This window comes from Microcoleus sp. SVA1B4 (assembly GCF_036700545.1).
Taxonomy (GTDB): Bacteria; Cyanobacteriota; Cyanobacteriia; order Cyanobacteriales; family Microcoleaceae; genus Microcoleus.
In genome coordinates this window covers 15,085-26,542 of record NZ_JAUBPB010000030.1, presented here as the reverse complement: position 1 = coordinate 26,542, position 11,458 = coordinate 15,085, and the positions used below count along the sequence as shown (strand labels likewise).

Genomic DNA, 11,458 nt, shown 5'->3' with positions numbered 1-11,458 from the left:
AATTGTGAGTGGTAAGCTGTGAAACGTAATTTTTTCTATGGGCGTCTAATATTGTCAGTTTCGATTTTACCCGTACTGGCGATCGTCCCGTCTTTGCTCTGGAATCAACCCGGAAGAGCACAACCGGGGGAGATGGGTGGGCTGATTGATGCTTCGAGCTCCCGCCAGGGAATGAATTCCCTGGCTGATAGCGAAAGTCGGTTGAAAGTCACATCTTGCACCATTGTCAATAAGCTTTTTATGAACAGGCAAGATGCCTGTTCCACAAGAGATGAATTTTATTGTGGAACAGGCATCTTGCCTGTTCTGGAGAATGGTGCAACATCTCAGTTAAAACCGACTGAAATATTGACCGATAGTCCTCTTGAGAGGACTTCAGCTATGAGACAGGGAATTCATTCCCTGTCGGAATATAAGTTTTTGACTCAATCCCTACCGCCAGATTCCAGAATCAAACAAGGCCGCCAAGTGTCTCTAAACGGCCGCATTCTGCCCCTAGCTTGGACTCAGCAGCCGGCAAACAGCACTTCTGCGGATTTCCGAACTTGGATTGCTGATGTTGGATTGATGCAAGGTGCGGGAGTGGATTTGCTTAGCAGCGCCGACAGTACCAAACAACCTGTGCAGTGGTTTTCGGTATCTTTAACGGGGGTTCAAAGCTTAGCAGCGCGGGCAACAGGCCCGTATCGTTACTTAGATGTTACGGATTTTGCTAGACTTGCGGGCTGGGAGATATCTGCTGATGGGAATATTCTCAAAATTACGTCTCAAACTGCAAGTGTTACCGGAATTCGGCAAGCAGAAATAGAATCGGGCGATCGCATTGTAGTAGATATCGATCGCCCCGCCCCCTGGCAAGTCAACTTTGTCAATAAACCAATCCCGTCGCCGACACCAACACCCAACCCCCCGGACGACCCCACAAAGCCCGCTATCCCACTGCCAAGCCTCCGCACAGCGCCAAACCTCGAAACACCAGACGACCCTACCAAACCCGCTCTCCCGCTGCCAATAACGCCCGCAGCGCCGATCGCCGGTCAAGAATGGTCGATCGCGATCGATGCCAAAGTCGATCCGGCGTTACTTCAGGAAACTTTTCAAACCAGCCAACAATTGCTATCACTAAAAGTCGAACCTGACGGCGCTCAAACCAAAGTCAAAGTGAAGATTCCTTTAGGTTGGCGGCCGCAAGTTTTCAGCCTGGGAAATCCCAATCGATTAGTTATCGACATTCGGCCTGATTCGTTACTCGAAAAAAACATTGTTTGGGCTCACGGTGTGCTGTGGCGACAGCAGTATCAAAATTTAGGAACCGATCGTTTTCCGGTAGTTTGGTTAGAAGTTAATCCGCGTCAAGCGGGTGTGAAAATTCGACCAATTCTTAGCAATCCGCCGACAGATCAAGGCACTGCACCTTTATTGCAAACAGCAGAAGTGTCGGGTGCTGCTGCGGCGATTAATGCAGGGTTTTTCAATCGAATTAATCGCTTAGCTTTAGGCGCAATTCGGCGCGACAATAAATGGCTTTCCGGGCCGATATTGAACCGGGGGGCGATCGCGTGGAACGATCGGGGAGAATTTGCGATCGATCGTTTGACTTTGCAAGAAACTGTGATAACTCCGGCAAATCAACTTTTGCCTGTTTCTCATCTAAATAGTGCCTACGTACAACCGGGAATCGGTCGCTACAATTCTGATTGGGGAACAACTTATACTCCGTTGTCTGGCAATGAAATAGTTGTGACAGTTGCTGGCGATAGGGTTGTCAGCCAATCCCCCGGAGGTGCGGCGGGAACAACAACTTTTCCCATTCCAGCTAACGGTTATATTTTGGCTTTGCGTGCCGATTTGTTCCCTGCATCTGAACTCTCTATCGGCACTTTATTGCGTTTAGAAACTAACACTTTTCCTGCTGATTTCAACCGTTTTCCGTACATTCTCGGCGGCGGGCCAGTATTGGTACAAAACAGTCAAGTTGTGCTGGATGCTAAGGCGGAAGGGTTTAGCGATGCGTTTGTTAGACAGACAGCAATTAGAAGTGCGATCGGGCGAAATGCTGCGGGGAATTTGCTGATTGTAGCGGTGCACAATCGCGCGGGCGGGGCGGGGCCAAATTTCGCAGAACTGGCGCAGATTTTGCAGCAAATGGGTGCTGTGGATGCTTTAAATTTGGATGGGGGAAGTTCGACGAGTTTGTATTTGGGAGGTAGTTTGCTCGATCGACCTCCGTCAACTGCTGCTAGAGTTCATAATGCGATCGGTATTTTCATTCAACCATAAGTAGTTAATTTTCGACATTAATTCTCAGCGGTTAGAAACCGCTACTACACAAACAAAGTCCACCTCCGCAGGTTTCGTCTTTGTCGCCGCGGTTTCCAACCGCCGCGGCATCTACAAATCTTTTGCTAAAAATATCTTGACATCCCAGTCTCCCTGTGCTAGCTTGTCGAATAGTATTGTGTTTGATCCACAAATCGCAGCACTTCAACCTATGTTCACAGCCAAGTTCACAGCCAACAGCTATTTTTATTTTTGGTACAGCCAAGTTCGCCCGGAGTGAATTTGCAATTCACTGTGAACATCCGGGCGAACCGCAGATTAACACCTGCGGTTTTGTTTTTTCTACTTGTTTTCCCAACAACCAATCGAGTACAAGCGAAAACAGCAATGACATTATTCAGTAACTGGTACTACAGCTTTTATTTTTGGCCCAACAAGAGTTCTGGGTAAATTGTCGCGCTGTCTTTTCGCACCAACCCGGAACTCCTAAAAGTTCCGGGTTTTTTGTTGTCAACCACCCACTTAATTTCCCTGGAAAATATCCTCATGTTAGAAGCCAAACTCGTAACCAAATCTCATCCCGAACACCAAACAATTGTCAAACTTTCAGAAACAGTCTCAGTCGGCGGCACAGAATTATTAATCATCGGTGGCCCCTGTACCGTAGAAAGTTCCGCACAAATGGAAACAGTTGCCCGCCAACTATCCGCCGCATCCGTGCCAGCTTTGCGAGGCGGAGTCTACAAACCCCGCACTTCTCCCTATTCTTTCCAAGGGATGGGAATTGAGGGACTGGAAATTTTAGCCGATGTCAGCCGGCGTTACGGTTTGCCCGTGGTGACAGAGGTAATGTCGATCGCCCAAATTGAGCCAGTTGTCACCTATGCTGATATGCTGCAATTAGGCAGTCGGAATATGCAAAACTTCGAGTTACTAAAGGCGATCGGTCAAGCCGGAAAACCAGTTTTGCTAAAACGCGGCTTGTCAGCCACAATCGAAGAATTTGTGATGGCCGCCGAATACATTGTCAGTCACGGAAATCCTCATGTAGTTCTCTGCGAAAGAGGCATCCGCAGCTTCGACAATTACACCCGGAATGTATTAGATTTAGGTGCAGTCGTAGCACTGAAACAGTTAACTCATTTGCCAGTAATTGTAGACCCTTCTCACGCCGTCGGCAAGCGAGAATTAGTCGCACCACTCGCCAAAGCAGCGGTTGCTTGCGGTGCAGACGGATTAATTATTGAATGTCACCCGCAACCAGAAAAATCGGTTTCTGACGCGCGGCAAGCTCTTTCTTTACCAGATATGGTAGATTTAGTTGCGAGTTTACGGCCTGTAGCCGCCGCCGTTGGCCGGTGCATACCGGAGATTAATGTGCCTTCAGAGGTATTAAGTTGGAAGTGATATTGGTAGGAAATAATCTATAACTTTTAACGTCAAACTCTACAGTCGGTTTTCACTGATATCTTGCACCATTGTCAGCAACAGGCTTTCCGGCCTGTTCCACAATAAAATTTATCTTTTGTGGAACAGGCCGGAAAGCCTGTTCATAAAAGGTTAATTGAGAATGGTGCAACATATCAGTTTTAACCGAATTGAGCTTTGAGGCAGGGGTTTAAACCCCTGCCGGAATCGGGGAAAGCGCGTGTTTCACGAATTTAGATTAAAATAAAAAATAATACTGTCATCTACGAAAATTTGCTTAATTATGGCAATACTACTTAACGTTCCCTCGATCGTCTGCTCTGGCTGCGGTGATACAATTACCAAAGCCATCAAAACTGTTGACTCCGAAGCTACTGTCAATGTGGATGTCGCAGCTAAGACTGTTACGGTTGAGGCTCAAGCTTCTGAAGAGTCAATTACACAGGCGGTTGTTGCTACGGGCCACACCGTCCAAGATTAATATCTAGTTGGGTGGGGGCGGGTTTACAAGATTATTGGTCTTAGGTCGAGATTATTCGTAAAAACCGCCCCTACAGAGTTTTAAATCCATTATCAATGCCCAATGCCCAATGCCCAATGCCCAAAAGCTTAATCTGCTTCGTCTAAGTGTTCGGCGACTGCTTGGTAAAGTTCAAAAACGTGGCGATCGAGTAAACTATAAAAAACTTGTCTCCCAACCTTGCGGTAACTTACCAACCGCATCGCCCGCAATGCCCGCAACTGGTGCGATACTGCTGACTCACTCATACTCAACGCCGCAGCTAAGTCACACACGCACAGTTCTTGTTTTGCCAAAACCGACAGTAGCCGCAGGCGATTCGCATCTCCCAAAAGACTGAAAAACTCAGCCATCCGCTGAGCTTTTGCGGTGTTGAGCACTTGTGTTTGGATGTCCCCGGCCCGTACACTGTCAACTAGGTGCGGTCGATCGCACATTGGTGTATCGTTTTGTGCAAGAGGCTGACTTATCGCTCCGTTAACAGCAGAGTTTGGTGACATCTTTTCCAGGCTGGTTTTAGTTCTCATTTTCATTTTAGTGCGATCGGCAAACCTTTTGTAACAAAACTTTTACATTCCCTTGACTTATATCTGAATATGTGTTCATATATAAGTATAGACAAACAACCCCACCAGGAGAAGCTCAAATGACTACCGCCACCCAAACAAAATGTGCCTGCCCTTCATGTTCGTGCGTTGTCAGCCCCAGCGAAGCCATTGAAAAAGACGGCAAAACATACTGTTCCAGTGCTTGCGCTAACGGACACCCCAACGGCCAAGGCTGCGGCCACACAGGCTGCGAGTGCAACAAATAAATATTCGGCTTCAGAAAAGGTTAATCACCCACTGCCAAATATCTCTAAAGGGAGATGCGAACCGCGCATTTCCCAATTTTTTTGCTTTTAGGTTAAAGAAAAGTTAAAATAAAGCTAACTTAAGGTTAAGACTGCATTAATAGACTAAATACAGAGCGAAAAAGCACAATTGCTACTTACGCAATACAATAGAAGCAAGTTGGCGCCGCGATACAGAGTACAAATAGTGCTATTAACAGCAGAGACCGAACCAAAAGTTGAATACCAAAAGTTAAATTAGGAGGGGGCAATGAAAGAGCGGGAAGATTTTTTACATCCTCGCAATCGCTACTACGGTGATTTCACGCCAGAAAACTTGGCGTTTAATGCCAATTTGCAGGAGTTTGCTCAAAAAATAACTTATATTTGCTCGCTGGAAACAGGGGGGAAAATTAGTGCTGAGAAAGCCTATAAAGATATTAAGATGCTTTGGAAAGACTTAAAATCCTCTAAGAAGCAATTGGGAATTGGCCAAAACCCCCCCACTACCGAGGAGCAAAATTCACCTTAAAGTCATCGCAGCCAACGCAGCGTTTGCAATCGAAAACCCCTGCGATTGCAAACGCTGCGTTTTGCTGCGTATCCAGCAAAGGTAAGGTGCTTGCTAGGCGAACTTTAGAAAGTCTATGGTTTGGGATTTGGTGCAGTTTCTCCTGCAAAGGAAGTACAATTGCCACCGAGGCCAGAAATAATCGTGCAAGTATTAGTTTTCAGCATTCCCTGATAAGTATCAGCACCGGTGCCGGGGCCGCCCAACTCGTCGCTGTAAAGTTCCTTGTCCCAAATTTTGACATTTGCCTCCCTCGCCACAGTCTCCATCAACTTCGGATTAGTTGTGGTTTCGGCAAAAATGGTCGGCACTCCTGTACTCTTAATTTCTGAGGATAATTCGGCAATTCTTGCGGCGGTGGGCTGTTCCTCAGTCGTCACACCCTGTAAAGCTCCAGCCATCTCCAAACCGTAAGCATCGGCATAGTAACTCAGAGCATCGTGAGTTGTTACTAACTTGCGTTTTTGGGCTGGAATAGTCGCAATTTGAGCTTTGATCCAAGTATCTACTTTTTGCAACTCATCTGTTAAGGTGGCTGCATTTTTTGTATAAAGTTGAGCATTGGTGGGAGAAACTTTGATCAATTGGTCGCGAATTGTTTCTACCATACGGATGCCATTTTGAGGGTTATGCCAAACGTGAGGATCAGGGACTTTTTCGCCTTCTGCATGGGCTTCATTTTCCGCTTTCTCTTCGCCGTGTTCGTGCTCGTGTTCGCCTATCAGCGGTTTGGGAACTGCGAGTTCGTGTACGGCGATTTTGGGTGCGGAATTACTGCTAGATTCAATTAACTTAATGATGCTGGGTTCGTGGTTGTAGCCGCCGTATAAAATCAGATTTGCGGTTTCAATCGCTTTGCGGTCTTCCGGCTTAGTTTGATAGGCGTGGGGGTCGTCTCCCGGCTTGATTAGACAGGTGGTGTCGATCGAACTTTGAGCGATTTCTTTAGTTATGTCGCAGATAACGCCAGTCGTGGCCACGACTTTTGGCAAGTTGGCGGCGGGACTGGCTGGAGTTTGAGTTGCGGCGGGACTCTCTGACACCGGATTGGTTGCGTTCTGTCCTCCACTGCAGCCAACCAGCCCGCAGCCAATTGCCAAAACAGTGGCACCGCACAATCTGCGGGTTTTTCCAGGCAAGTTCTTTAACATTTTCACCTTTGGAACGATAATCATTATTGCTTTTTCGAGTTATCCTATTGTAGTAGTTACGAACAAGAATCGTTCTCAAAATCTCTAATTATGCTAGAAGTGCAAGACTTGGCTGTCAATTATCGCGGAATTGCAGCCCTCAACAGCGTGAATTTCCAGTTAGATCCCGGACAATTAACGGGTGTGTTCGGCCCCAACGGCGCGGGGAAAAGCACGATGGTGAAAGCGATGCTGGGATTGATCCCGGCTTGTCGCGGTTTGGTGAAATATCAGGGGCGGTTGTTGAAGCAGCAGTTATCGCGGGTGGCTTATGTGCCCCAGCGATCGCAAATTGACTGGGATTATCCGATTACGGTGTGGAATGCGGTGATGATGGCGCGAACCGTTAAGACTGGCTGGTTTCGCAGCCCCTCGAAGCAGTCGCAAGAATTGGTGAAAGCTGCTTTACGGAGGGTGGGAATGTGGGATTTGCGCGATCGGCAAATTGGCGAACTTTCCGGCGGACAGCAGCAGCGGATTTTCTTAGCAAGGTCGATCGCCCAACAAGCCGATTTATTCTTCTTCGACGAACCTTTTAACGCGATCGACAAAGCAACCGAAGAAATTATTTTCGATATTTTTGCCGAACTAAAAGCAGAAAATAAAACATTGCTAGTAATCAGCCACGATTTAGGCGAAACGTTAAAACAGTACGACAATTTATTATTGCTCAACAAGCAGTTAATTGCGAGCGGTTCCTGCCAGGAAGTGCTCACCGCAGCCAATATTCAAAAAGCCTATGGATACGATTTAAGTTTAGTGTCAGCGTAAGCCAAAAAAGATTTATCTTTAAAATTGATTGTGGCACAGGCGTCCCGCCTGTGAAGTAGATTGTGGCACAGGCGTCCCGCCTGTGCAATTGATTGTGGCACAAGCGTCCCGCCTGTGCAATTGATTGTGGCACAAGCGTCCCGCCTGTGAAGTAGATTGTGGCACAAGCGTCCCGCCTGTGCAATTGATTGTGGCACAAGCGTCCCGCCTGTGCAATTGATTGTGGCACGAGCGTCCCGCCTGTGCAATTGATTGTAGTTAAAAAAAACCTATTATTAACCTAATTCAATGTTAAACCTACTAATTGAGCCGCTACAATTCGAGTTCATGCGAAATGCGATCGCCGTCGGCATTTTGCTAGGAATTCTCTGCGCCGTTGTCGGTTCATACCTAATTGTACAGCAAATGGGAATGATGGTTGACATGATTGCCCATTCAGTATTAGCAGGATTGCCTGTGGCTTTTTCGTTAGGTTTCAATATTTCGATCGGCGCGTTTATATCGGGAATTATCAGCGCCGTGATTATGGCGTGGATTCAATCCCAATCGCGCCTAAAAATTGATGCAGTCATGGCATTAATTTTATCGACATTTTTAGCAATTAGCGTCACCTTAATTAGCCTGTTGCGGACAACCAAATTAGACCTTGATGGGTTTTTGTTTGGGAATATATTGTCAGTTGCACCTGCTGACGTGCAGCAGACTTTTGTGATAACTTTGATTATTTTGGCGACGGTTAAAATATTTTACAAAGAACTGCTATTCTATACTTTTGACCCTCTGGGGGCGCAAGCGTGCGGTTTGCCTGTAAACTGGATTTATTTCGGGATGATTTCGGCGATTACGCTGACGATTGTTGCGAGTTTGCAAACCGTGGGAGCGCTGTTAGTAATTTCGCTGTTAATCGGGCCGGGAATGACGGCGTATTTGTTGGTAAAAGAGCTACATTTAATGATGGGATTAGGAGCTATTATTGGGATTATAGCTAGCGTGACTGGTATGTATCTCAGCTATTATTGGAATATGCCTTCTGGTGCCGCAATTGTATTAGTTGTTTTTGGGTTATTTTTAGTAGCTTTGCTGTTCAGTCCCAGTCAAGGGATTTTGACAAGAAAGAGAGGATAACACTCCAGGACGCACTTCGACGCTTAGAAACCGGGTTTTTTACTCGATGCGGTATGCAACGAAGTAGACGCTCGAAAAACCCGGTTTCTGGATACCCGTGGGTAAGTCCTAAAGTTTTCAATTGTTTATGTTTTGGTCAAACCGGTGCCTATGCGAACTTAGCGCCCCCCGAAGCCTTTGCCACGCATAGACTTTGACCAAACCAGCAATTCGCCTCCACAGCCGCCAGCCACGAGAAACTGGCCTTCGGGATGCCATGCGAGACAGGAAAAACCGCCCTCTGCACCTTTGAGAATTTGCAGCAATTGTTCTGCTTCATACCACAAACAAACTTGACCATCTGCGGCTGCAGAAGCTAATAAAAATGTGGTAGGTTGAAAGGCGATCGCATTTACAACTTTTTCATGCACTTCTAACGCCCAACCTTCCCAACCGACTCTTTCATCAGCGTCTCTTTCCCAGACAGAAATGCCTTGAGAACTCGAAGCAGCTAACAAAGGTGCACCCAAAGAATTAGTTTTATCCGACCAAGCTAACTGCCGAACTTTCCCCGGAAAACCCTGCATTATCCACGGTTGAGAACTGCCCCATTCATTAACAATTAGGGTGTTGTCAATATTACCGCAAGCTAAATATTTCCCTGACGTATCCCAAGAAATTGCACCTGTTGCAGACGGTACTGACAAGACGTGCGGGTCTTCGTCCCAGTCTTCGCCGTCCCAAACTTTGACACCTTGATAGCCGCTAACTGCCAGATATTTAACAACAGGATGCCATGCTAAATCGAGGATAGATGATGAGTCGAAATTCAGCGTTACTTCAACAACATCATCATCAGCATTCCAAACTTGAACGCAGCGGCCCATACTGAAAGCTAACTGATTGCAGTTCGGACTCCAAACTAACTTGTCCACCCAGACGCGCTGGTTGTCCAAATTAGCAATTAATTCCCCAGAATTAACGCGCCAAATTCGCACTTTTCCATCTTGTCCGCCAGCAGCTAGGAATTGACTGTCGCGTGAAAAAGACAAGCAATCGGCTGATTTACCCGTAGCAGTTTGTAGCGGTTGCAAGGACAATTCATTCATTGCCCCTACAGTCCCTAACATCACTTCGCCCGCAGCGGAACAGACTGCTAAAGTTTTGCCATCCGGCGACCAAGTAACAGCAGTTACGTAGTCAGACAGCATTTTTTTAGCGTGAAATTGCAGGGTTAGTTCACTTTTATTTGTCTTTTTGTTACCCATATTTATTGAATCTGACATATTGTACTATTCTTAAGAACGGGCAAGATGCCCGTTCCACAAAAGATGAATTGTCTTTTTGTGGAACAGGCATCTTGCCTGTTCCCTTCCACAAAAGATGAATTTTCATCTTGTGGAACAGGCATCTTGCCTGTTCCCTTCCACAAGAGATGAATTCTCTTCTTGTGGAACAGGCATCTTGCCTGTTCCCTTCCACAAAAGATGAATTCTCTTCTTGTGGAACAGGCATCTTGCCTGTTCCTAAAAGGCTTATTGAAAATGCTTCAATATGTCAGTTAAACCAGACATTTACGAAAATCCTCTCGCAATTGATTTTCGTTTAAATTCCGACCGATAAATACAAGCTCATTTTTCGGAATTTCTGTATCTTTCCAAGGTCGATCCGGTCTGCCATCGAACAACATATGCACTCCTTGAAACACAAATCTGTTGTTTTCTCCAGCCATATTCAAAATGCCTTTTGTCCGAAAGATATTTGTGCCTTGAGTTCGCAACAATTCCTCAATCCAATCGCTAAATTTGTTGCCATCAATAGCACCAGATTCGACTATTGCTACCGAGGTAACTGTTTCGTCGTGTTCGTGAGTATGTTCGCCCAAAAAGTCGGGTTCGATTTCTAATGCGCGGTTTAAATCAAATGCTTTGACACCCAACAAAGCATCCATTTGTAATTCAGCGTTGTGAGTACGGTGAATTTTTGCCATTGCATTCATGGCGCGAATTCGCTTTTCTAATTCTGCCAATTCTTCGTCAGTCACTAAATCAGTTTTGTTGAGCAAAACTACATCGGCGAATGCAATTTGTTCTTGAGCTTCGTCTGACTCCCAGTGCTGCCAGATGTGCTTGGCATCGACTACGGTGACAACTGCATCTAGCAGTAATGTGTCCCGCATATCTTCGTCTACAAAAAAGGTTTGAATTACTGGTGCGGGGTCGGCTAAACCTGTGGTTTCGATGACTATGTGGTCAAATTTGTCTCGCCGCTTCATTAAGTTGCCGATAATCCGAATTAAATCGCCTCGGACTGTACAGCAAATGCAGCCGTTGTTCATCTCGAAAATTTCTTCGTCGGCATCAATTATCAGTTGGTTGTCGATGCCTACTTCGCCGAACTCATTGACGATGACTGCAACTTTTTTGCCGTGTTCCTCTGTTAAAATTCGGTTCAGTAGCGTAGTTTTGCCTGCACCCAGATAGCCTGTGAGAACGGTAACAGGAACTGATTCGATCGCCCCAGCACTCACCATACTTGACCTCGATTAGTGTACAATGATAACCATTATCGTTATTCTACACCAAACTTGCTGGCAGTAGCAAGTTTATTAAAAAATGTTAAGAGTTTTTAACTACAGGAATACGCAGTCTTTGGTTCAGGGCTTACCCATAGGGCTAGAAACCGGGTTTCTACGAGTTTTGGAAGAACGAGAAATATAGGAAGAAACCCGGTTTCTGAGGTCAGCGTGTGTGGCTAATGAC

11 protein-coding genes are annotated in these 11,458 nt (G+C 46.2%); 7 read left to right on the top strand and 4 right to left on the bottom strand.

Annotated elements, in window-relative coordinates; all coding sequences use genetic code 11:
- Positions 1-18 precede the first annotated feature (18 nt).
- The 3 genes from QT987_RS15535 (at position 19) to QT987_RS15525 (ending at position 4,189) form a co-directional block, all read left to right on the top strand.
- Complete coding sequence (locus QT987_RS15535) at positions 19-2,280, top strand: phosphodiester glycosidase family protein (RefSeq protein ID WP_333302633.1); 2,262 nt, start codon at positions 19-21, stop codon at positions 2,278-2,280.
- Positions 2,281-2,826: 546 nt separating this feature from the next.
- Entirely contained in the window at positions 2,827-3,687 is an 861-nt protein-coding gene (gene aroF, locus QT987_RS15530) for a 3-deoxy-7-phosphoheptulonate synthase (protein WP_333241520.1), read from the top strand.
- A 304-nt stretch (positions 3,688-3,991) separates the two neighbouring features.
- On the top strand, positions 3,992-4,189 hold the full coding sequence (locus QT987_RS15525) for a heavy-metal-associated domain-containing protein (protein WP_333107044.1): 198 nt from the start codon (positions 3,992-3,994) through the stop codon (positions 4,187-4,189).
- 128 nt (positions 4,190-4,317) lie between these two features.
- Here QT987_RS15525 and QT987_RS15520 read toward each other — a convergent pair whose 3' ends face one another.
- The gene (locus QT987_RS15520) at positions 4,318-4,728 is read right to left on the bottom strand and encodes a metalloregulator ArsR/SmtB family transcription factor (protein ID WP_333241573.1); all 411 of its coding nucleotides are present in this window, start codon (positions 4,726-4,728) and stop codon (positions 4,318-4,320) included.
- A 146-nt stretch (positions 4,729-4,874) separates the two neighbouring features.
- Between QT987_RS15520 and QT987_RS15515 the strand changes: the two genes are divergently transcribed.
- Positions 4,875-5,042 (top strand): metallothionein, encoded by a 168-nt coding sequence (locus QT987_RS15515; protein WP_333241518.1) that lies wholly within the window; start codon positions 4,875-4,877, stop codon positions 5,040-5,042.
- A gap of 289 nt (positions 5,043-5,331) precedes the next feature.
- Positions 5,332-5,592 (top strand): DUF7219 family protein, encoded by a 261-nt coding sequence (locus tag QT987_RS15510; protein ID WP_333241516.1) that lies wholly within the window; start codon positions 5,332-5,334, stop codon positions 5,590-5,592.
- A gap of 113 nt (positions 5,593-5,705) precedes the next feature.
- Here QT987_RS15510 and QT987_RS15505 read toward each other — a convergent pair whose 3' ends face one another.
- Positions 5,706-6,806, bottom strand: coding sequence for a metal ABC transporter solute-binding protein, Zn/Mn family (locus tag QT987_RS15505; protein ID WP_333241514.1), 1,101 nt, complete (start codon positions 6,804-6,806; stop codon positions 5,706-5,708).
- Between the two features lie 66 nt (positions 6,807-6,872).
- Between QT987_RS15505 and QT987_RS15500 the strand changes: the two genes are divergently transcribed.
- Positions 6,873-7,592 (top strand): metal ABC transporter ATP-binding protein, encoded by a 720-nt coding sequence (locus QT987_RS15500; protein WP_333241512.1) that lies wholly within the window; start codon positions 6,873-6,875, stop codon positions 7,590-7,592.
- Between the two features lie 288 nt (positions 7,593-7,880).
- Positions 7,881-8,717, top strand: a complete 837-nt coding sequence (locus QT987_RS15495; RefSeq protein WP_333241511.1) for a metal ABC transporter permease — start codon at positions 7,881-7,883, stop codon at positions 8,715-8,717.
- 158 nt (positions 8,718-8,875) lie between these two features.
- Here the strand turns inward: QT987_RS15495 and QT987_RS15490 are convergent, their stop codons facing one another.
- Entirely contained in the window at positions 8,876-9,982 is a 1,107-nt protein-coding gene (locus QT987_RS15490; protein WP_333241509.1) for a WD40 repeat domain-containing protein, read from the bottom strand.
- A gap of 275 nt (positions 9,983-10,257) precedes the next feature.
- The gene (locus QT987_RS15485; protein ID WP_333241507.1) at positions 10,258-11,229 is read right to left on the bottom strand and encodes a GTP-binding protein; all 972 of its coding nucleotides are present in this window, start codon (positions 11,227-11,229) and stop codon (positions 10,258-10,260) included.
- Between the last annotated feature and the right edge of the window lie 229 nt (positions 11,230-11,458).

Coding starts and splice junctions, on each gene's coding strand:
- QT987_RS15485 (WP_333241507.1), bottom strand. CDS start 11,229: ATGGTGAGTGCTGGGGCGATCGAATCAGTTCCTGTTACCGTTCTCACA.
- QT987_RS15515 (WP_333241518.1), top strand. CDS start 4,875: ATGACTACCGCCACCCAAACAAAATGTGCCTGCCCTTCATGTTCGTGC.
- QT987_RS15500 (WP_333241512.1), top strand. CDS start 6,873: ATGCTAGAAGTGCAAGACTTGGCTGTCAATTATCGCGGAATTGCAGCC.
- QT987_RS15495 (WP_333241511.1), top strand. CDS start 7,881: ATGTTAAACCTACTAATTGAGCCGCTACAATTCGAGTTCATGCGAAAT.
- QT987_RS15520 (WP_333241573.1), bottom strand. CDS start 4,728: ATGTCACCAAACTCTGCTGTTAACGGAGCGATAAGTCAGCCTCTTGCA.
- QT987_RS15490 (WP_333241509.1), bottom strand. CDS start 9,982: ATGTCAGATTCAATAAATATGGGTAACAAAAAGACAAATAAAAGTGAA.
- QT987_RS15510 (WP_333241516.1), top strand. CDS start 5,332: ATGAAAGAGCGGGAAGATTTTTTACATCCTCGCAATCGCTACTACGGT.
- QT987_RS15505 (WP_333241514.1), bottom strand. CDS start 6,806: ATGATTATCGTTCCAAAGGTGAAAATGTTAAAGAACTTGCCTGGAAAA.
- QT987_RS15525 (WP_333107044.1), top strand. CDS start 3,992: ATGGCAATACTACTTAACGTTCCCTCGATCGTCTGCTCTGGCTGCGGT.
- aroF (WP_333241520.1), top strand. CDS start 2,827: ATGTTAGAAGCCAAACTCGTAACCAAATCTCATCCCGAACACCAAACA.